Origin of the sequence: Acinetobacter sp. NIOH-H-8 (assembly GCF_046635365.1) — a bacterium.
Classification (GTDB): domain Bacteria; phylum Pseudomonadota; class Gammaproteobacteria; order Pseudomonadales; family Moraxellaceae; genus Acinetobacter.
On the sequence record NZ_JBHDVN010000018.1, the window covers coordinates 24,701 to 46,020 of the forward strand.

Annotated in this window: 20 protein-coding genes; 10 read left to right on the forward strand and 10 right to left on the reverse strand. The window is 44.9% G+C overall.

Annotated features, from left to right (window positions below):
• The first annotated feature begins 68 nt into the window (after positions 1-68).
• The 4 genes from lptF (at position 69) to ACEWB7_RS09070 (ending at position 5,110) form a co-directional block, all read left to right on the forward strand.
• Positions 69-1,169, forward strand: coding sequence for an LPS export ABC transporter permease LptF (lptF, locus tag ACEWB7_RS09055; protein ID WP_034703425.1), 1,101 nt, complete (start codon positions 69-71; stop codon positions 1,167-1,169).
• Between the two features lie 2 nt (positions 1,170-1,171).
• Positions 1,172-2,242, forward strand: coding sequence for an LPS export ABC transporter permease LptG (gene lptG / locus ACEWB7_RS09060; RefSeq protein ID WP_034703423.1), 1,071 nt, complete (start codon positions 1,172-1,174; stop codon positions 2,240-2,242).
• Between the two features lie 124 nt (positions 2,243-2,366).
• Positions 2,367-3,914, forward strand: coding sequence for a 2,3-bisphosphoglycerate-independent phosphoglycerate mutase (gene gpmI, locus ACEWB7_RS09065; protein WP_034703421.1), 1,548 nt, complete (start codon positions 2,367-2,369; stop codon positions 3,912-3,914).
• A gap of 23 nt (positions 3,915-3,937) precedes the next feature.
• Positions 3,938-5,110, forward strand: coding sequence for a S41 family peptidase (locus ACEWB7_RS09070; RefSeq protein ID WP_034703419.1), 1,173 nt, complete (start codon positions 3,938-3,940; stop codon positions 5,108-5,110).
• Here ACEWB7_RS09070 and ACEWB7_RS09075 read toward each other — a convergent pair whose 3' ends face one another.
• From ACEWB7_RS09075 to ACEWB7_RS09085, 3 genes are read right to left on the reverse strand one after another with little or no spacing between them, the layout of a single operon-like run.
• Complete coding sequence (locus ACEWB7_RS09075) at positions 5,111-6,532, reverse strand: sigma-54 dependent transcriptional regulator (RefSeq protein ID WP_312309587.1); 1,422 nt, start codon at positions 6,530-6,532, stop codon at positions 5,111-5,113.
• A gap of 17 nt (positions 6,533-6,549) precedes the next feature.
• Complete coding sequence (locus tag ACEWB7_RS09080; RefSeq protein ID WP_312309576.1) at positions 6,550-8,115, reverse strand: sensor histidine kinase; 1,566 nt, start codon at positions 8,113-8,115, stop codon at positions 6,550-6,552.
• A 27-nt stretch (positions 8,116-8,142) separates the two neighbouring features.
• Positions 8,143-8,778, reverse strand: a complete 636-nt coding sequence (locus ACEWB7_RS09085; RefSeq protein WP_005233474.1) for a response regulator — start codon at positions 8,776-8,778, stop codon at positions 8,143-8,145.
• A gap of 216 nt (positions 8,779-8,994) precedes the next feature.
• On the opposite strand from ACEWB7_RS09085, the gene ACEWB7_RS09090 reads away from it, so the two are divergent.
• Positions 8,995-10,047: a serine hydrolase gene (locus tag ACEWB7_RS09090; RefSeq protein WP_312309577.1), complete on the forward strand. Its 1,053-nt coding sequence runs from the start codon at positions 8,995-8,997 to the stop codon at positions 10,045-10,047.
• A 59-nt stretch (positions 10,048-10,106) separates the two neighbouring features.
• Here the strand turns inward: ACEWB7_RS09090 and thrC are convergent, their stop codons facing one another.
• The 4 genes from thrC to xerD form a co-directional block, all read right to left on the reverse strand.
• On the reverse strand, positions 10,107-11,246 hold the full coding sequence (thrC, locus tag ACEWB7_RS09095; protein WP_104426956.1) for a threonine synthase: 1,140 nt from the start codon (positions 11,244-11,246) through the stop codon (positions 10,107-10,109).
• A 57-nt stretch (positions 11,247-11,303) separates the two neighbouring features.
• Complete coding sequence (locus ACEWB7_RS09100) at positions 11,304-12,608, reverse strand: homoserine dehydrogenase (protein WP_005233480.1); 1,305 nt, start codon at positions 12,606-12,608, stop codon at positions 11,304-11,306.
• 127 nt (positions 12,609-12,735) lie between these two features.
• On the reverse strand, positions 12,736-13,548 hold the full coding sequence (locus ACEWB7_RS09105; RefSeq protein ID WP_034703409.1) for a DsbC family protein: 813 nt from the start codon (positions 13,546-13,548) through the stop codon (positions 12,736-12,738).
• Positions 13,549-13,647: 99 nt separating this feature from the next.
• Positions 13,648-14,565 (reverse strand): site-specific tyrosine recombinase XerD, encoded by a 918-nt coding sequence (gene xerD, locus ACEWB7_RS09110; protein ID WP_034703407.1) that lies wholly within the window; start codon positions 14,563-14,565, stop codon positions 13,648-13,650.
• 176 nt (positions 14,566-14,741) lie between these two features.
• Here xerD and ACEWB7_RS09115 point away from each other — a divergent pair, with 176 nt between their 5' ends.
• The 3 genes from ACEWB7_RS09115 to ACEWB7_RS09125 are packed head-to-tail and all read left to right on the forward strand — an operon-like array spanning position 14,742 to position 17,164.
• Positions 14,742-15,002 (forward strand): ferrous iron transport protein A, encoded by a 261-nt coding sequence (locus tag ACEWB7_RS09115; RefSeq protein ID WP_004787267.1) that lies wholly within the window; start codon positions 14,742-14,744, stop codon positions 15,000-15,002.
• Complete coding sequence (gene feoB / locus ACEWB7_RS09120) at positions 14,999-16,855, forward strand: ferrous iron transporter B (RefSeq protein WP_004787264.1); 1,857 nt, start codon at positions 14,999-15,001, stop codon at positions 16,853-16,855. Before ACEWB7_RS09115 ends, feoB begins: the two co-directional genes overlap by 4 nt.
• Positions 16,856-16,912: 57 nt before the next feature.
• Positions 16,913-17,164 (forward strand): DUF6587 family protein, encoded by a 252-nt coding sequence (locus ACEWB7_RS09125; RefSeq protein WP_034703404.1) that lies wholly within the window; start codon positions 16,913-16,915, stop codon positions 17,162-17,164.
• Positions 17,165-17,279: 115 nt separating this feature from the next.
• Here ACEWB7_RS09125 and ACEWB7_RS09130 read toward each other — a convergent pair whose 3' ends face one another.
• Positions 17,280-17,750, reverse strand: coding sequence for an IS5/IS1182 family transposase (locus tag ACEWB7_RS09130; RefSeq protein ID WP_004809604.1), 471 nt, complete (start codon positions 17,748-17,750; stop codon positions 17,280-17,282).
• Complete coding sequence (locus ACEWB7_RS09135; RefSeq protein WP_171260786.1) at positions 17,698-18,000, reverse strand: transposase family protein; 303 nt, start codon at positions 17,998-18,000, stop codon at positions 17,698-17,700. Before ACEWB7_RS09135 ends, ACEWB7_RS09130 begins: the two co-directional genes overlap by 53 nt.
• Before the next feature lie 462 nt (positions 18,001-18,462).
• On the opposite strand from ACEWB7_RS09135, the gene murD reads away from it, so the two are divergent.
• Both murD and ftsW read left to right on the forward strand, forming a co-directional pair.
• The gene (gene murD, locus ACEWB7_RS09140) at positions 18,463-19,809 is read left to right on the forward strand and encodes a UDP-N-acetylmuramoyl-L-alanine--D-glutamate ligase (protein WP_312309896.1); all 1,347 of its coding nucleotides are present in this window, start codon (positions 18,463-18,465) and stop codon (positions 19,807-19,809) included.
• 20 nt (positions 19,810-19,829) lie between these two features.
• Entirely contained in the window at positions 19,830-21,026 is a 1,197-nt protein-coding gene (gene ftsW, locus ACEWB7_RS09145; protein ID WP_004787257.1) for a putative lipid II flippase FtsW, read from the forward strand.
• On the opposite strand, the gene ACEWB7_RS09150 is transcribed toward ftsW, so the two are convergent.
• Positions 21,015-21,275 (reverse strand): zinc ribbon domain-containing protein, encoded by a 261-nt coding sequence (locus ACEWB7_RS09150; RefSeq protein WP_312309895.1) that lies wholly within the window; start codon positions 21,273-21,275, stop codon positions 21,015-21,017. The two genes, ftsW and ACEWB7_RS09150, sit on opposite strands and share 12 nt — an antisense overlap.
• Positions 21,276-21,320 lie beyond the last annotated feature (45 nt).

Below are 21,320 nucleotides of genomic sequence, written 5' to 3' on the forward strand. Positions count from 1 at the left end.
GGTTTTATATTTTTGCTATTCGGGTAAACTAGCACTCGTTTTATGGAGCTCATTTTGGAAGAACTAATTTGATTATTCGGCGTTATCTGGTCAAGCAAGTGGTATCGACCTCCTTGGTGGTGATTGCCTTACTGACCCTTATCATGATGGGTGGTCGTTTGATCAAGTACTTTGGTGTGGCCGCACAGGGGCGTCTGGATGCTGGAATCCTGTTCAGCATCATTGGTTATCGTCTGCCTGAATTCCTGACACTGATTCTTCCACTTGGGTTCTTTATTGGTTTAATGCTGGTCTTTGGCCGTCTCTATGTTGATCATGAGATGGCGGTTTTAAATGGTAGTGGAATTAGCCGGCATCAGCTGGCACGTCTTTTGATTCCAATGACTTTGGTTTATCTCCTTGCACAAGGCTTTCTCATGCTGTGGGCTTCACCGTGGGGGATTCGCCAGTTTGAAGCCTTGACCAGTGAGCAGGCAGTACGAACCGGCTTTGATCTGGTTCGGCCTAAAGAATTTATTTCTTCCGGACCTTATACGATTTATGCTGGAGATCTATCCGAAGATCGCAAAAACTTGAAAGATATTTTCTTCTATCAGCGTGCGGAAAAAGAAGGCAAGCCGGATGTGATGATTCTGGCGCAGGAAGCGACCCGAATTGAAATGCCGAATGATGCGGCCAATGTGGTCGACCTGGTCAATGGTCGCCGCTATGAAATTTATCCAGGCACGCCGCAATATACTCAAGCTGAATTTGAAAGCTATCGTTTACGGATCGAAAGTGATAAAGAAGCAGAATTGGCCAGTGATGAAGTTGAAGCCTTGCCGACCGGACAGCTTTGGAAAAACCGTCAAGATCCTGTCGTAGCCAGTGAACTTGGCTGGCGTGTCTTTGTACCATTTGCCATTGTGATTGCCCTGATTTTATCTGTAGCCTTGTCTGAAGTCAGTCCGCGTCAAGGTCGCTATCTCAAATTATTCCCGGCACTGATGATCTTTGCCAGCCTGATCGTCGCCCTGATGGCGATCAAAACCCGGGTCAGCAAGGCGGAAATGGGCATTTGGGCTTATCCATTGGTCCTGATCATATATGCCATAGCCGGTGCATTGTTCTCACGTAAACAGAATTTGGCGCCAAAAATTAAAAAACGGATTCAGCGAGTGAGGTCTTAACAATGTTAGCACGTCGTATAGTTGCCAAACATGTGACCGGAACCACCGCGCTGGCGATGCTTGGGGCAACCGCTGTTCTTTCAGGTCTGCAGGTCTTATTTACGTATTTAGGTGAATTGGGTTCCCTGAAAGAAGGCTATGGTGCCTGGGATGCCTTGAAATATGTACTCTGGGGGGCACCGAATTATCTTTATGAAATCCTGCCAATTTCGGCACTGATTGGCGCGGTACTCGGTTTAGGTACATTGGCTTCCAACAGTGAACTGATCATAATGCGTTCAGTCGGAGTCAGTCTGTGGCGGATTGTCGGCTGGGTGATCCGTTCAGCATTGCTATTGGTCGTATTATCGTTTGCCCTGAGTGAATGGGTGATTCCATATACCAATGAACAGGCCAAAGCAGTCAAAAGCTATAACAAGCCGGTAAAAATTGGTGAAGTGAAAGGTTACTGGACGCGTGAGGGTAATCGCTTTATCTATATTGATTATGCCAACGCCAAAGGCCAGCTGAAAAATGTACAGATGCTGGACTTTGATGATAATTACCGTCTGCAGGGTACTCTGGATGCCAAACAGGGTGAGTTTGTCAAAGATGGGGCCTGGAAACTAGATAGCACAGAACAGTTTGATATTTTACAAAATGGCAATGCGACACTGGTACAGCATGATGAGCAGCCACTGACTTTGGCCTTGCAGCCGAAATATGTGCATATGGTGACGATTGATCCGGAAGATTTATCGCCAAGCCAGCTGGTGAGCTTTATGAGCTATATGCATGAATATAGTCAGGTACCTAAAACCTATCAGCTGGCCTTCTGGCAGAAAGTCGGTTCGCCATTTGCCCTGATTGCGCTGGTAGTGATTGCCTGTTCATTTATTTTCGGGCCATTGCGTCAGCAATCCATGGGTTTCCGTTTGGTGATTGCATTATTCGCAGGTTTAGGCTTCTTCTACCTGCAGGATTTTCTCGGCTATGCCAGTCTGGTCTATGCGCCGTCACCGGCATGGTTCGTATTTATTCCTATTTTGCTGATGTTTGCTATTGGCGGCTACTTGCTCCATCGGGCCCGCTAAGCTACAGGAAAATAGAAGAAATCAATCGCAACAAGAGGCTTAAACCATCGTCTGGTCATGGCCTCTTTTTGCAAAATTCGGTAAACTAGAGCGATTAATTCGTAGACGAAAAGAGTATTTCATTATGACGGATGCAACTGCTGGCAAAATCCCTCACGTTTTGGTGATTATGGATGGTGTGGGTCATCGCGAAGCGGTCGAAGACAATGCGTTTTTAGCGGCTAAACGACCAAATTTAACTGCTATGCAGGAAAAGCATCCGCATGGTTTGATCTCAGGTTCAGGTGAAGATGTCGGCCTGCCTGATGGTCAAATGGGGAACTCTGAAGTTGGTCATATGAACCTCGGTGCTGGCCGTGTGCTGTATCAGGACTTTACCCGTATTACCAAAGATATCCGTACTGGTGCTTTCTTTGAACATGAAGTGTTGGTTGATGGTGTTGAGAAAGCCAAAGCAGCAAACGGTGCAGTCCACATTATGGGCCTTCTTTCTGAAGGCGGTGTGCACTCACACGAAGATCATATTGTGGCGATGGCAGAACTGGCTTTAAAACGCGGTGCTCAGGTTTATCTGCATGCGTTCCTGGATGGTCGTGATACTCCACCAAAAAGTGCACAACCATCTTTAGAAAAACTGGATGCATTATTTGCTCAATATCCGGGTCAGGGCCGTATTGTCAGCATGATCGGTCGTTATTTTGCCATGGATCGTGACAACCGTTGGGATCGTGTAGAGCAAGCATATCGTCTGCTGACTGAAGGTGAAGCAGTGCGTACTGCAGCTAGTGCAGTTGAAGGTCTGGAACAGGCTTATGCTGCAGAGGAATCAGATGAATTCGTAAAAGCGACTCGCATTGGCGACGCTGTGAAGATTCAGGATGGCGACAGCGTCGTATTCATGAACTTCCGTGCTGACCGTGCCCGTGAATTGACTCGTGCCTTTGTTGAAAAAGACTTTGCTGGTTTTGAACGTAAAGTGGTGCCAAACCTGTCAAAATTCGTGATGCTGACCCGTTATCAGGCAACCATTGATGCGCCAATAGCCTATATGCCAGAAGCGCTGGTAAATTCTTTAGGTGAGTATCTGTCGAACCTGGGTAAAACTCAGCTACGTATTGCAGAAACCGAGAAATATGCGCATGTAACCTTCTTCTTTAGCGGTGGCCGTGAAGATGAATATCCAGGTGAAAAACGTATCCTGATCCCATCTCCAAATGTTGCGACTTATGACCTGAAACCGGAAATGAGTGCCTATGAAGTCACTGATGAACTGGTGGCAGCGATCAATTCAGGCGAGTTTGACCTACTAGTTGTGAACTATGCCAACGGTGATATGGTCGGTCATACAGGTGTATTTGATGCAGCAGTGAAAGCCGTTGAAGCTGTGGATACTTGCCTAGGCCGTGTTTATGAAGCTGTGATGGCGAAAAAAGGTCATATGATTATTACTGCAGACCATGGTAATGTGGAGCAAATGCAGGATTATCAGAGCGGTCAGGTGCATACCCAGCATACCACTGAACTGGTTCCATTTATCTATGTGGGTCCAAGCTCTGCAACAATCGCAGAAGGTGGTGTATTGGCTGATGTCGCACCAACCCTGCTGAACTTGATGCAAATTCCGGTACCAGCTGAAATGCAAGGTCGCAATCTTATTGAGCTGCATGCTTAATCTTTTATAAAACAGGTATAAGAATGATAAAAACACATGGCAAGTCTGTAGTCTTATCCTGCTTACTGATGTGTTTGAGTCATTCCGCCTGGAGTGCTGTTTCGACCGAGATGGCACTCGATGAACTGGAAATGGATGAACAGGTCTATAATGAAATTCCTGTTACATCCATCCAAGAATTTGTTCAGATTTATGGCATCGTCAAAGATAATTATATTCAAGACAAAAATGACGATGTGCTTTTCCAGCAAGCCATTCAAGGTTTGGTGAGTGGCCTGGACCGCTATTCCCGCTATTTATCTCCTGAAGACTATAAACAGCTGCGTGAATATACTGAAGGTGATCTGGCCAGTATTGATTTTGATCTGCATTTTAATCCACAGCTAAAACAATGGATGGTACAAGGCCTAAGTCCGGATGCTGACTCTGCCAAACAAGGCCTTCGCAATGGTGTCACAGTTTATAAGATTGATGATCAGGTCTTGAGTGCGCTGAAACGTGAGCAGGTGCGAGATTTATTGACTGGTGCCATTGGCTCTACTTTAACGCTTCAGCTTTCTGCGCAAAGTGTACCGATTACACTGGTCCGCAATACCAAAGTGGATACCGAGATTAAATCGACTTTACACAGTAATCAGGTTCTGGTGCTGCAGGTCAAAGTTTTCCAGCAAGATACTGCTAATGAAATCAAGCGAATTATTGAAAGTTATTCAACCAATCGCCTGAAAGCAGTGCTGTTTGACTTACGTAATAATCCGGGTGGTTTATTGTCTGCGGCTGTTGAATCAGCAGATTTGTTCCTGAATCAGGGCATTATTGTCTCGACCAAGAGCCGTTCTGAAGGCAATCAGCAATTTCAGGCACTACCAGGAATTGAGTTCCAGAACCTGAAAGTTGGTATTCTGATCAATAACCGTTCTGCTTCCGCTGCAGAAGTATTTACGGCAGCTTTGAAAGAGCATAATCGTGCCTGGGTGGTAGGGGAAAAGAGCTATGGCAAAGGGGTAGTGCAGAAGCTATTCCCTTTAAGTAATGGCTCTGCTTTGCAGATGACGGTGTCGCAATACTTTAGCCCGAGCGGCAATATGATCGAAGGACAGGGGATTCAGCCACATTTCACCTATCCCTTAGGTCAGGATGCGCGTGAGGAGAGCTATCTGGATCACGTCACAGACTTGCTGCTCCTGCAGAAATAATTATTCCTCTTCTTCGGTATCCAGTCCGAATTTTTTCAGACGATAACGTAAAGAGCGAAACGACATACCGAGTTTTTTGGCGGCCAATGTACGATTCCAATGGGTCAGATTCAAAGCATTCAACAGAATTTCTTTTTCAATCTTTTCTAAATACAGTTCCAGACCTTCTTCAGGGAGTTTCTTGGGAATAATGATCTGATCCGTAGATGAGGTCGGCTCTGCCAGATTTGCCGTTTCTGATTGGACGGATACCGTATGACGCAGTGGAGCAGTTTGCAGATGCTGAAGATCAATCTTGTCTTCATCACTCAAAGTAATTGCGCGTTCAATAATGTTACGCAGTTCGCGTACATTGCCCGGATAGTATTGCTCCAGTAAAAATTCCTTGCTCCGTTCCGTCAGTTTTTTCGCAGGAATCTCCCATTCCTGACAGATCTTTTGAACAAAATGCTCAGCGAGGAGCAGAATATCTTGGCCGCGCTCACGCAGTGGTGGTAAGACCAGATCCATCACGTGAATACGGAAGAACAAATCCTGACGGAATTTGCCTTGTTGTACCAGCGCATCGAGATCCTGGTGGCTGGCAATAATGACACGGAAATCGACATCAATTTCAGTATCGGAACCGACGGGACGAATGCGTTTTTCCTGGACGGCACGTAACAGTTTAACCTGCATAGATAGCGGTAATTCGGCGATTTCATCTAAGAACAAACTACCTCCATGGGCAGACTGAATTAGTCCTTGTTTGTCCTGAGTCGCGCCAGTAAAGCTGCCTTTCTTGTGGCCAAACAGTTCACTTTCCATTAATTCAGTCGGGATTGCACCGCAGTTAATCGCGATAAAAGGTCCTTCATTGCGGTTACTAAGACGATGGACCAGATTGGCCACCACTTCTTTCCCGGTCCCTGATTCACCAGTAATAAATACCGGAGCCTGAGAACGGGCAATTTTTTTCAAGGTGACCCGCAATTGCTGAATAGGCAGAGATTGTCCAATCAGCAATTTATGTTCTAATGAATCATTGGAATTATTCTGATAATAGTCTACTGGTTTATTCAGTGCTTTTTGCAGCAGTTGTTCTAGATGCTTTTGATTGATCGGTTTGCTAACAAAGTCAAATGCACCTGCCTTGAGTGCAGCAATAGCAATATCCATATTGCCATAAGCCGTTAGAACAGCTACCGGAAGGTGAGGGGAATGCTGGTTAATCCAGTCCAGTAATTGCAGACCATTGCCATCAGGAAGATTTAGATCTGTCAGACAGGCATCATATTGATGATCCCTAAGACATTTTTTTGCATCTTCCAGACGATGAGCAATATGCGTACGGATTCCCATGCGCATCAATGACATTTGCATGAGGGTACATAGATCTTCCTCATCATCCACCAATAAAACCAGTGGTTGTTGTTCCACAATATTTCCCCTTATTCCTTTTATGCTGTCACACGTTGACAGCTAATCCGAAAGCATGCGCCCTGTTCTTGTGAAATGTAGTTGAGTTGTGCCTGATTGGCTTCACAAAAACTGTGTGATAAATATAGTCCGAGTCCCGTTCCATGGATAGACGTGCTGAAAAAAGGTTTAAATAATAATTCCTGATCATGGGTGGCAACACCAGAGCCAAAATCCCGGACATCTATCCATACCTTATGTTCATATGGGTGAATATTCAATTGAATATGGGACGAATCCGGTGAATTATGCCGGATGGCATTACGAATCAGGTTAATTAGAATCTGACGTAACTGGGCTTCATCGAACTGAATTGCCAGTGGTACATCAATATTAAATTGAATCTGGTCCGCCACATCTGCTAAATCCTCCTGAATAAACAGTAGGATAAATTCATTCAGCTGAATTACGACCGGATGGGTTTCCTTGTTTTTCACCATATTCAGGGTGTCCTGAATAATCCGATCAATACGGGTAGCCTGTCGGCTGATCATCTGATGCAGAACCTGTTGCTGTTCAGGTTCAGAATCGAGATAAAGATCATTGGCCTGTACAATGGCAGCCAGAGGATTGCGAATTTCATGGGCAATACTGGCGGAAAGCTGGCCTAGAGCAGCAAGCTTTAACTGTTGCACCTGCTGATTAAGTTTGCGGGCATCTTGCAGCACGAGGAGCGTCAGAGTCTGGTGCGGCACAATCAGCTTTTGTACCTGCACGTGAATATTATAACGACTCTGCTGGGATTCAAATTGAAGCCGCTCGCCATTTTCCAGATTTTCAAAACGGATCAGTTCAAACAGGTCATTTTGAGATTGGTATAACGAAAATCTTTCATGGGCATACATTGGCTCAATGCCGAGCAGATGACAGGCAGCCGGATTACTGAGCACCACATGGTAATTCTCATCTAAAACCAGATAGCCGGTTTCAATCTGTTCCAGAATATAGCGGTTAATATTCTGTAAGCGATATAGTTCCAGCGATTGAGAAAAATTCAGGTTTTCCAGAATCTGAAAGCGCCGTACCGCAATTTGTCCTGAGCCATAGACGACAAAAAACAAAAAGGCCAGCAGGGCACTATTCCCGATATTGGTAAGCGAGGAAAAGGCAAAAATACTGCCGATAAAATGCTGATAGATGATACTAATCACCGCAATCAGGGTGATGATCAGGGCCTTCTTGGCATCCAGTAATAATGAAGCTGAAAAAATGGTAATAACAAAAATCAGTCCGAGATGCACGTTTGGACCCTGACTGGCCAAGGTCAATAAACTGAGAAAAAAGACATCGCTGGCAAAAATCAGAATGAACTGCGGCTGAATCAGGCGCTTTACCCATCTCAGCGTAAACAGCTGCACAGTATTGACGGCGACGCTAATCATTAAGGCATAGTGATAGAGTTTAGGATACTGATAATCTGTAGTCATATCAGGATAAGTCAGCAGAAAAATCAGCAACAGACCCGTGCTGATAATCAGGCGGTAGGCGCTATACCATAGGCCCAGATGATATTGATTCAGTTCAGAATAACCGGATGTTTGCGCCATAGGAACCGCATTAAGCAGAGGGTTAAATTAAGGTTTAATCAGGCCATAGCGCATTGCAAGATGGGTTAGTTTAACATCACTATCGATATTCAGTTTTTCGAAGATCCGGTAACGGTAAGTATTAACTGTTTTAACACTTACAAACAGCTTGTCGGCAATTTCCTGCGCGCTGATACAGTTCACTACCATCATGGCTACCTGCATTTCACGTTCAGACAGTGCGTCAAAAGGAGATTGCTGGGTATCGGACAGGTAAGAACTCGCCAGCTGTTCAGCAATGTCGGCACTGAAATATTTACCGCCCTGCATGACTTTATTGATGGCACGGACCATCTCTGATACAGGTGCACCTTTGGTGATATAACCTTTGGCACCTGCTTTCAATAATAGTGAAGGATAAGGTTCTTCAGCCAGGCCACTGACCGCAAGAACTTTGGTTTCAGGAGCAGTCTGTAGCAAACGGCGTGTGGTTTCTACACCACCGATACCTGGCATGTTGACATCTAACAGAACCACATTGGGATGATGCTGACGGACGAGGGTAATTGCTTCTTCACCAGATTCAGCCTGTCCAATCACCTGAACATCCGCATGGTCTTCCAGCATTCTGCAAATTCCAGTACGAACTAATTCATGGTCGTCGACAACTAAAACTGTGATCACCTAGACTCTCCCTCATTAAAAAATCATTTTTTTGTTACATAAAGCAAAATAAGCTTGCAATGAAACTACAAAATTAGCAATCCTATTCGCAGATTAAATCTGAAACTTATCACATAGTGTCAAGAACAAAAAATGTTCGGCATTGTGTTTAAATGTAAGGCATATTAGAGGTAATACGCAAATCAATCTTACCTCTGTTAGTTGAGTGAAGGAATAGTGAAGAAAATAAACAAGTCTTTAAGGCATCTACTCGGCCTGTCCGTGTTAATCAGCATGAGCACGACAAGTTTTGCTGAAATCATTATGAATTCTGGCACAACAGAGGGCGGATCCAGCATCAGCTGGTCTTCTGATGAAGTCAATCAGCTCATGAATGATAATTTGAGCGTATCTGCTGCAGAACCTTCACCACCAGGTTCAGCAACTGTTACGACGACGATTCGTCAGAGCAGTGCACCAGCGCCAGTACCGACAAAACCTGTACAGATTATTGATAATAGTCATTTTATTAATCAACCTGCTGTAAGTGCGCGTGCAGCTTTGGTGATGGATTCACAGACGGGTGAAGTGTTATTCAGTAAAAATACCAATAATGCTTACCCGATTGCGTCGATTACTAAATTGATGACTGCAGTAGTGATTTCAGATGCGCGTTTGAATATGTCTGAAAAAATTACCCTGCAACAGGCTGATTTTTCCTGTGCAGGCTGTAAGAGCTCAAGTTCTACCTTAAGAGCCGGGGACAGCATGAATCGTGCTGAAGCCTTATTATTTGCTTTGATGAAGTCTGAGAACCCGGCTGCAGCTGCATTGGCGCGTACTTATCCAGGCGGTCGTGCAGCCTTCATTGCGAAGATGAATGCCAAAGCTAAAGAGCTGGGCATGAATTCAACCCACTATATGGAATCTACTGGCCTGCATCCTGGCAATGTGTCTTCTGCACGTGATTTGGGGATTCTGGTCAATACCGCTTCACAGTATGGCCTGATCCGTCAATTCTCTACCACTGCCAGCTATGATTTCAACCTGGGTTACCGTGTATTGAAATCCAACAACACCAATTCACTGGTGCGTAATGGTGGCTGGAATATCAATCTGTCTAAAACCGGTTATATTAATGAAGCAGGACGTTGTGTCGTCATGCACACCACCTTGAATAACCGTCCTGTGGTGGTCGTGGTATTAGGTGCGGATTCAACTGCTGCACGTACCAATGATGCGACTCGTCTGATGACTTGGGTATCTAGCCTGCCTAAACAACGTGTTTAATCTTTTTTAAGCGCATATAAAAAGCCCTGCAATTGCAGGGCCTTTTATTTCAATCTAAATTACATATTAGAAAGAATTGATTCACGAACCTGTTCTAAAGTTGCGTCAATTGAAAGCATTACGGCATCAGAACATTGTTTGATCGCAGTATCCGGATCTTTCAGACCGTTACCAGTTACAGTACACACGATCACAGAACCTTCAGCAATTTTACCTGCTTTAATGTCACGGATTGCGCCACCGATTGAAGCTGCAGATGCAGGTTCTACGAATACGCCTTCATACATAGAAAGAAGACGTTGCGCTTCCAGAATCTCGGCATCAGTCAGTTCATCGAACCAGCCTTTAGAATCACGAACAACCGCTTTCGCATGGTTCCAGCTTTGTGGATTACCGATACGGATTGCAGTTGCAACAGTCTCAGGATTTTCAACAGGTGCACCACGAAGGAAAGGTGCAGCACCAGAAGCCTGGTAACCTACCATTGTTGGCAGACCTTCAGGTTTAGGACCAGTGAAGGCATCAGTAGCAGCGTCGTAAACCACTTGCTCAAACTCGCCAGCAGGCTGATTTGCAACCGCTTCGGTATAACCCATCCAGTGCGCAGTAATGTTACCCGCATTACCTACAGGCAGGCAGTGGTAATCTGGTGCACGGCCCAATTCATCCACGATTTCGTAAGCAATGGTTTTTTGACCTTGCAGACGGTATGGGTTGATTGAGTTCACGATAGTGACAGGTGCTTTGTCAGCGATTTCTTTTACCAGACGCATACCGTCATCGAAGTTACCGCGGATTTGCATGGTGATCGCACCATACATCATCGCTTGCGCCATTTTACCCATCGCAATTTTGCCTTCTGGGATTAAAACGAACGCTTTGATACCTGCACGTGCAGCATAAGCCGCTGCAGCTGCTGAAGTATTACCTGTAGAAGCACAGATAATCGCTTTAGAGCCTTCTTCAACCGCTTTTGTTACTGCCATGGTCATACCACGGTCTTTAAATGAACCAGTCGGGTTTAAGCCCTCGTACTTCACATAAATTTCAACATTTTTGCCAATAATGCGCGGAATATTCGCAAGCTTAATCAGTGGTGTGTTACCTTCACCCAGAGAAACGGCTTTAGTAGTTGCAGACACTGGTAAACGGTCGCGATAGCGGTCAACTAAACCAGTATAACGATTGGCATTCGACATGATGATGTTCCAATTGTGTGTAGAGCTTGGCAAGGGGAGAGTGTCCCCTCGACCCGATTAATTATCAAGCGATTCTAAACGAATTCGTACAATTTCGCCATGAATGACAGGAAGAGCTTGAATTTGTTTTAACGCTTCATCCATTTTCGCTTCCTTGACTGGATCAGTCAGGATCACGATAGGAATAAGATCTTTCAGACGTGACTGCTGCAGAATTGCATCAATACTGATGCCTTCGCGGCTTAGAATAGAGGTTACTTCAGCCAGTACTCCGGTTTGATCTTCAGCATTGATCCGGATGTAGTATCCAGTCGTCATTTCTTCACGTGGCAGGATTGGCAGGTCACTTAAGCTTTCAAAAGCCAGTTGTGGAATTGTACCAGCACCATCTTCAGTATAAGAAATATCACGTACGATATCCACGACATCTGCGACTACTGCAGAAGCTGTAGGACCTGCACCCGCACCTGCACCGTAATACAGTGTAGGACCAACCGCATTGGCTTGAACCAGAACTGCATTTTTTACACCATTCACATTAGCGATCAATTGCTCTTCAGGAATCAGGGTAGGATGCACGCGGAGTTCGATACCAGTTTCAGCACGACGGGCAATACCGAGGTGTTTAATACGGAAGCCCAAGTCTTCAGCATATTTCACGTCTTGTGCAGTAATTTTGCTGATGCCTTCAGTAAAGACTTTATCAAACTGCAACGGAATACCAAAAGCAATAGAGGCCAGTAATGTCAGTTTGTGTGCTGCATCGATGCCTTCTACATCGAAGGTTGGATCTGCTTCTGCATAACCCAGTTCTTGCGCTTCTTTCAGTACATCAGCAAAGGCACGGCCTTTATCTCGCATTTCAGTCAGGATGAAGTTGCCTGTACCGTTGATGATACCAGCCAGCCAGTCAATCTTGTTGGCTGCCAGACCTTCACGCATCACTTTAATAATTGGAATGCCGCCAGCCACCGCTGCCTCGTAAGCAATTTGCACAGCGTTGTCATCGGCAAGTTTGAACAGTTCATTTCCATGTTCAGCCAATAGGGCCTTGTTGGCAGTTACGACCTGTTTGCCATGCAGAATGGCTTCTTTAATCACTTCATAAGCAGGGTGAATACCGCCCATGACTTCAACCACCACATCTACATCAGGTTGACGTACGATATCGAGCAGATCTGCACTTTGTTTGACTGATTCAGGTAGATCCAGATCAGGACGCGGACGACGCGTACCAACATGGGTAATTTGAATTTCACGACCGGTGCGACGTTTAATCTCAGCAGCATTTTCTTTTAATAGTTTAAGGGCACCACCACCCACAGTACCAAGACCGAGGATTGCCAGACGAACTGGTTTCACGTCACACTCCAAATATAAACAGTTTTTTACGAGAGCCTAGATCATAGCTAAAAAAGCGGCCTGACTCTAGGGTCATTTCAGAATATCTTCATCTATAAAATAAAGTTAAATAACTAATTAAAATGAGTTATTTAAGTCGATCCAATAATTCTGAGGTACTCATATAGCCACCGAGATAAAGTCCTTCAGAACTGTATACACCCGGGGTACCATTAACACCAATATTAAGACCCATTTGATATTGATCTTTCACAGGATTTTTACAAGTCGTTGGTGTGATAGATCCACCGGCAATGGCTTGATCGAAGGCTGCACGACGATCGGAATTACACCAGATGGCTTCCATGGCAGGCATATGCTGTTCGCCACGTGGCCAGGCAATATAGCGTACTTCGATGCCTTTGCTGTTCATTTCATCCATCTGTTCATGGAATTTGTGACAATACGGACAGCTGACATCGGTAAAGACATAGATCACATGCTTGGTTTTGCCTTTGGCTGGATAAATCAGCAGGTCTTCCGCTTTAAGGTTTGCAAAGATTTTCTTGTTGACGTCAGATTGCAGGGTTTCACTGACATTATGCAGCTCTTTATCACCAAGACGAATGACATCGCCCTGAATCAGATATTTACCGTCATTTGTCACATAGACGGGTGCCATACCTTCCAGGCTGACCCAAGACATGTTGGGTACTTCAGTAGTTTTAATACCCGTGATTTTTGCGTTAATGCCGGCTTTTTTGAAATGACCTTCTAGCGTGGAAATCAGGCGTTGCTGTGCATTACGTTCGCTAAGGTTAGAGGCTTCACCCGTCGCCGGTGCACTTGCTGTAAGCGTATCTTGCTTTTTATCTGAATTATTTGAATTGGAACATGCGCTCAGTCCCAGACCGGTAGCAAGCAGACAAGCGATAAAAATTTTGGTGCGGGCAAATGTCATAATAACCCTTTTTTTCTTGGACTAAAAACAGAGCATTAGCATAGCAAAAAAAGATAGAGCTACGTCAAACTTCTCAGTTTATTCTATTCAAATCAGCTCCTAAGCCCGTGGATGATGGGTTGCATGCAGTTGCTGCATTCTAACTTGTGCCACATGGGTATAGATCTGTGTGGTGGATAAATCACTGTGACCTAGCAACATTTGTACTACCCGTAAGTCAGCGCCATGATTGAGTAAATGCGTGGCAAAAGCATGACGCAAAGTATGTGGAGACAGTTCAGCCTGAATTCCGGCTTGTAGTGCATAGCGTTTAATGGCATACCAGAAATTCTGTCGGCTCATGATGCCGCCATGCTGGGTGAGAAACAGATAATCAGTCGCTGTCTTATAAAGTTGCGGACGTGCTTCCTGTAAATATTTTTCTACCCATTCACAGGCCATCTGTCCCATCGGCACTAGACGTTCTTTATTGCCTTTACCGACAATACGCAAATAGCCCTGTTTTAAATTAATCAGATCCAGACGCAGATTAATCAGTTCCGTCACCCGTAAACCGCACGCATAAAGCACTTCAAACATGGCACGATCACGTAAACCAAGGGCAGTATTAATATCAGGTGCATGAATCAGCGCTTCGACATCAGCTTCAGACAGGTCTTTGGGCAGGGCACGGCCCAGTTTTGGTGTTTTATGGGCAGCGACCGGATTGTCACTCCGCAGTTTTTGTTCCCGCAGGAATTTATAAAAAGAACGTAAGGCGGACAAACATCGTCCAATTGAACGTGGACTTTTTTGCTGTTTGGTTAGTTCAGTCAGCACATCGGAAATATCATCATGGTTCCATTCTGGTAAAGGTTTAACCAGACATTCAGCACACTGGATCAGATCAGACAAATAGGCATTTCGGGTATGAGGGCTCACTGTCTGGGCAATCAGATAATCACGAAAACCCTGTAAGTAACTGAAAGCTTCAGGAATCTGAACTGGACTAGGAATGCGAGGTTTTTTATTCAGCATGATGTTTAATGAAGATAATTTTTAAAAGCGAGAAGCCTGATTGCTATTCTCCACTCTAGTTTAATTTTACTGACATGTCGATGTGCTATACAGCCAAGAAGAAATGTAATTAATACTTATTTGTTAATTATTCTCATTTGTTTGTATACTGTACAAAAGTCTTAGGAATTTTCACGGTGCGTTTGTCTGATTTGAAAGCAAAACAAACTGCCATCATTCGAAAAGTTAATCGAACTACTGATGGTAAAGGCGCTTCCCACGATGTTGTGGCCAGTCGCTTGGAAACTTTAGGTTTTGTACCAGGGACTCAGGTACAAGTCATTACCAAAGGTATTTTTGGTGGGGATCCGATTCTTATTCAGGTGGGGTTTACGCGTTTTGCTTTACGAAAATCGGAAGCGGCCAAGATTGAAATTGAACAGGGAGCCGCGGCATGAGTGATACCTTACGTATTGCCCTTGTCGGTAACCCAAACTGCGGTAAAACTTCTTTATTTAACCATTTAACCGGATCTCGTCAAAAAGTCGGCAACTATGCCGGGGTTACGGTTGAGCGTAAAGTCGGGAATTTTACACTTCCTTCAGGCAAACCGGTACGCGTACTGGATCTGCCAGGAACTTATAGTCTGGATGCGACCAGCCCGGACGAAGAAATTACCCGTAATGTGGTTCAGGGTAAAATTGCAGAAGAAGGCCAGCAGGATACTTTCCTGTGCGTTGTAGATGCAACCAACCTGAAACTGCATCTGGGACTGGTACTGGAAATGATTCAGCTGGGTCGTCCAATGCTGGTTGTGCTGAACATGATGGATGAAGCACGCCGTCGTGGCATGCAGATTAATACTCAGAAACTGTCTGAACGCTTGGGTGTGCCGGTGGTTGAGACCGTTGCCGTGCGTACTTCAGGCATTGAAAACCTGAAAAATGCACTGGATAAAAACAAGTTTTCTGCCCCGCAAACTGAACTCAGTGGTTTGAGTGGCGATCACCATCATCAGATTGCCAGTATTCTGAAAGATGTGGTGAATTATGCCGATCAGGAAGATAAACGTACTGATTTCTTGGACAAGATATTCCTGCATCCAGTATTGGGCCTGCTTAGCTTAGCCATTATGATGTTTGTGGTGTTTCAGGCGGTCTTTGCCTGGGCTGCGCCATTCATGGACGGAATTGAAACTTTCTTCGGCTGGCTGGGTGAGTACATGGGTGGACTGATCGCTCATCCTTTATTAAACAGCTTGGTGGTTGACGGGATTATTGCCGGTGCGGGTGGGGTCGTGGTCTTCCTGCCGCAGATTCTGATTCTGTTCTTCTTTATTTTGGTTTTGGAAGAGTCCGGCTATTTACCACGTGCCGCCTTCCTGCTAGATAAATTGATGTTTAAAGCAGGTCTTTCGGGCCGTGCTTTCATCCCTCTATTGTCCAGCTTTGCCTGTGCCGTGCCGGGGATTATGGCTTCAAGGACGATTAGTGATCCACGTGACCGTCTGACCACGATTTTTGTGGCGCCACTGATGACCTGTTCGGCACGTCTGCCAGTATATGCTTTGCTGATTGCAGCGTTTATTCCTGAGCAAACCGTTTGGGGCTTCATGAACCTGCAGGGTCTGGTGTTATTTGGTCTGTATATGGCCGGTATTCTGAGTGCACTGATTGTTTCCTTTATCCTGAAATTTTTCCATAAAGACAAGTCACAGCACATGCTATTGATGGAGCTGCCAAGTTACCGCTTCCCGGATGTGAAAAACGTCTGGATTGGTTTGCTTGATCGCGGCAAAATCTTCTTGAAGCGTGTCGGTGGCATCATCTTTGCCCTATCCATCCTGCTTTGGTTCCTGTGTACGTTCCCACAGCCACCAGAAGGTGCAACTTTACCGGATATCGATTATTCCTTTGCCGGGATGCTGGGCCATGTGATGCAACCTATTTTTGCACCATTGGGCTTTAACTGGCAGATCTGTATTGCACTGATTCCGGCGATGGCAGCGCGTGAAGTTGTCGTGGCAGCATTGGGTACGGTTTATGCCTTGTCTGCAGTCGATGAAGATGCCATGTCTGAGGGTCTGGCGGCACTGATTAGTGGCGGCGGTGATCTGGGCTGGTCGATCGCGACCGGCTTGTCTCTACTGGTATGGTTTATCTACGCGCCGCATTGTCTGGCGACCTTAGCTACTGTGAAGCGTGAAACCGGTTCATGGAAAACGGTCAGCTTTATGACCTTCTACCTGTTTGGTTTGGCATATTTCATGTCATTCCTGACTTATCAAATTGCATCACATTATTTGGGTTAAACTGGCTGAAGGGAAACCTTGGCTAGATCTGACTGATCATGTGAATGGGAGATTGAGATGATTGAAATTCTGATTGTAGCGGTACTGGTTGTCTGGAGTGCGCTCGTGGTATTTAAAAAGGTATTTCCGAATACCTCACGCTCAGTCTTCCAGAAGCTGTCTGATACCTGTGCAGCCAAAGGCTGGCATACGCTGGCGAAATGGTTAAAACCGGCTATGGCCAGTGGCTGTGGTGGTAACTGTGCCTGTCCGGCATCGGAACAAAGCTCAAGTACAAAACCTAAAGCTCAGGCGGTGAAGTGGAAGTAAACTTTCATTCTGTTTGAGAATAAAAACTGAACATGCAAATGAGTGAGGGAGTTTAGAAATAAGCTCCCTCATTTTTTATTTTTTAAAAACTTATTAATTAGACCTCTTTCATAAATCATTTTTTGCTCAGTTCCAAGTTGTAGATTCCAGCGATTAAATTGAATCTCAAACCAAGCCTTTTACCTCTATTTCGATAACGCTCAGCAAGGATTTTGAAGGTTTTCAGGCTGCCAAATACATGCTCAATTCCGATTCTTCTTTTATTGATTTCTTGATTATAGATTTTCAATTCAGGATCCAATTTACAGTGTCTTTTGGCTTTTAATGGCAACAGGCTATTCGGATACAACACATAAATCCCCTGATAGCCTTTATCTGCAAGAATAAAAGCCCCAAAAGGAATCTGGTTTAAATTGCGTTTGAACAACTCGAAATCATGCACTGCACCGCGACTGGTACATAAACTCAGAATTTGCTGAGTTTTGTAGTGAATCATGGCCTGTACTTTAAAGGTATGGGTCTTTTTCTTGCCGCTATAGCTTTTCTTCTGTTTTTTTAGGCCTTTGGATTGGAATTTCCGTGGCATCCACGATTACAACATTCCAGTCGATGCCTTCGCCCTCGGGTAAATCTTTGGGTAAATTAAACAGATTGGACCGAATCAGGCAGTCTTCAACATGACGGACAATCCTTGAGGCTGTGGGCTCTGAAACCCCGTAGCTCGTCGCAACGTGAAATAAGGTTCGGTATTCCCGCCAATAGCTTAGACAGAGCAGAACCTGGTCTTCCAGGCTTAACTTGGGCGGTCTGCCTTTGGCAGGGACATGTTTCTTCAATTGCTCAACCATTAAATCAAAGGTTGACCATGAGATGCCCGTGTATCGCTTGAACTGAGGATCAGAAAGCTTGTTTGAATCGATGTATTTCATCCGCAGATTATGCATGAATGCCAAGAAATCTGGAGTGCAAATATTAACCAAAAAGAAGATCGTTTTTTGATTTATGAAAGAGATCTATTTATCTAGGTGAAAAGAATCCACTATTTTTCTATATTATGAATGGAAGCGTTATCTGATTTTCCTTTCAAGTTATGGATAGTATAGTCTTAACTTTTATTCCCATGATGGCTCCAATAAAAATTTATTAATTATTAAACCGATTAAAGATGAAGATTTAACGATATTTTTTTACGCCCTGACACAAAAAATGCCAGAGAAAGTCAAAACAGAAAAAGCATTCAAAACAGCAAAGTGCTACCATTTCGTCAGTTTTAAAATAGACCAGAAAATGGGGCGAAAATGTTAATACAACGTGGTGGATTAAAAGTCGTTGCAGGACTCGGGATTTCAGGTGTTGCAGCGGTCAACTTCTTACATGACCAGGGCTACCGCGTTGCAGTAACGGACTCAAGAGCCACCCCTCCGGGACATGACCAGATTCCTGCGGAAGTACAGACCAGTTTTGGCAAGTTTGACCAGAGTCTGTTGCTCTCTGCCGAAGAAATTATCATCAGCCCGGGACTCGATCCAAAACTGCCTGAAATCCAGGCAGCACTAGATCAAGGTATTCCTGTGGTAAGTGAAATCCAGATTTTACGTCGTGCGACTGATAAGCCGATTGTGGCGATTACCGGTTCCAATGCCAAAAGTACCGTAACTACTTTAATCGGTCTGATGGCAGCGAATGCGGGTAAAAAAGTGGCGGTTGGGGGGAATCTTGGTCTTCCAGCACTGGATCTGACCAAAGATGATCCTGAACTGTATATTTTGGAGTTGTCGAGCTTCCAGTTAGAAACCACATCAAACTTGCAGGCTGAAGTGGCTGTTGTTCTGAATATGAGTGAAGACCATCTGGATCGTCATGGCGACATGATGGGTTATCACACCGCCAAACACCGTATTTTCCAAGGCGTGAAAAAAGTGGTGTTTAACCGTGATGATTCACTGACCCGTCCACTGGTTCCAGATGCAACACCGATGCAGAGCTTTGGTTTGAATGCACCGGACATCAACCAGTACGGTATTCTCAAAGATAAGGATGGCACGATCTGGCTGGCACGTGGTCGTGAACGTCTGCTCAAAAGTTCTGACATGTACATTCAAGGTACCCATAATGTGGCGAATGCCTTGGCTTGTCTGGCTCTAGGTGAAGCAATTGGCCTGCCAATGGACGTTATGCTGGATACGTTAAAAACCTTCAAAGGTTTGGAACATCGCTGCGAATTTGTTAAAGAAGTCAATGGGGTACGTTATTATAATGACTCCAAAGGAACCAATATCGGAGCAACGCTCGCAGCACTTGATGGTCTAGGCATGGCGATCGAAGCTCAAAGCGGTAAGGTTGCCATTATTCTTGGTGGTCAGGGTAAAGGTCAGGATTTTACTGCCTTACGTGACTCATTATCTAAGTATGCAAAAATCGCCGTATTGATTGGCGTGGACCGCCCAATTATTGAAGAAGCGATTGCAGGTACGACTGAATTGATTCATGCGGAAAGCCTGCAGGAAGCAGTAGAAGTTTGCCAAAAGCGCACTCAGGCACATGATGTCGTGTTATTGTCTCCTGCATGTGCAAGTTTTGACATGTTCTCCGGTTATCCGGAACGTGGTCGCAAGTTTGTGGCCTATGTGAATGAACTCAATTAAGAATAACAAGGATTCGTGATATGGCTGAGTTTGCTCAGACTGCGATCAATAAAATTAATCAATTTTATCAGCAGTGGGTACCTAAGTTACCCGCTGAAGTTAATCCGCGTAATGTGCTGATTTTTTGTGTGCTGGCTTTGCTGTGCATCGGTTCGATCATGGTGGCATCGGCTTCGATGCCTTATGCGGAACGGATGCATGAGAATGCTTTCCATTATGTGACCCGACATGCGATCTCGATTCTGGTTGCGGCGGGTGCAGCCTTTTTAGCCTATAAAGTTCCATTAAAAGTCTGGTTCAATAACACTTTCTTTTTATGGATTATTACCATTGTTTTGCTGGTCGCCGTACTCTTTGTCGGGACTGAAGTAAACGGCTCCAAGCGCTGGATTCGGGTAGCCGGTTTTACCTTGCAGGCTTCCGAAGTCGCTAAGGTCATGATGGCGATTTTTACCGCTGACTATGTAGTCCGTCGTGCTGAAGAGGTTCGTAATAATATCAAAGGCTTGGTACGATTAAGTGCCATCATGGGTGCAACCGTTGGCCTGATTATTCTTGAGCCTGACTTAGGGGCAACAGTGGTAATCACCCTGACCATGCTCGGTGTATTCTTCCTGGCTGGTGCACCCTGGATTCAGTTCGGTGTCGCTTTTATTACTTTATTGGGTGCATTTGCTGCTGCGATTGCTCTGGAACCTTATCGTTTACAACGTTTATTGTCTTTCTCGAATCCTTGGGAAGATCCGCTCGGTACCGGTTATCAGCTTTCTAATGCCTTGATGGCGTTTGGTCGTGGTGAATGGACCGGAGTAGGGCTAGGCCATAGTATCCAGAAAATGTCATATCTGCCGGAAGCGCATACTGACTTTATGTTGGCGATCTTAGGGGAAGAATTTGGTTTCTTGGGTATTTCTACCATTCTGATTCTGTCCTTTACCGTGATGGTCTGCTGTATCCGGATTGGACATCGTGCCTTGCAGCATCAATACTTGCGCGCAGGTTATCTGGCTTATGGGATCAGTATCATTTTCCTGTTACAGATTCTGGTAAACGCCGGGATGAATATGGGGCTATTGCCAACCAAAGGTTTGACCCTGCCATTTATTAGTTATGGTGGTTCATCACTCATTGTCTGTGCAGTGATGATCAGTTTGATTCTGAAAATTGACTCAACGACTCAACAAGTTAATCCAAGTCGGGAAGAATCAAGCTTCTAGATTAGACGGACGCTGTGGATTGGGCTGAGCATGGTTAAGCACTGTGCTCGGCATGACAGTTCCACAGTTCAGGCAACGCACAAAAGTACTTTTTGCCTTAGAAAGTGGAACTAGCGGAATAAAAAATAAAGAAAAATAATTACGCTGCTGTTTGAGTTCATACCCAGAACGGGTTCGGCAGACTGGACAAAGAAACTGACTTTTCTCAATGACCTTGGTTTTCGGTCCTACACCAAAAATAAAAAACATTTTTATGACCCTCACTCGCCTGTGTTATTGCTTTTAGCTTAAGTG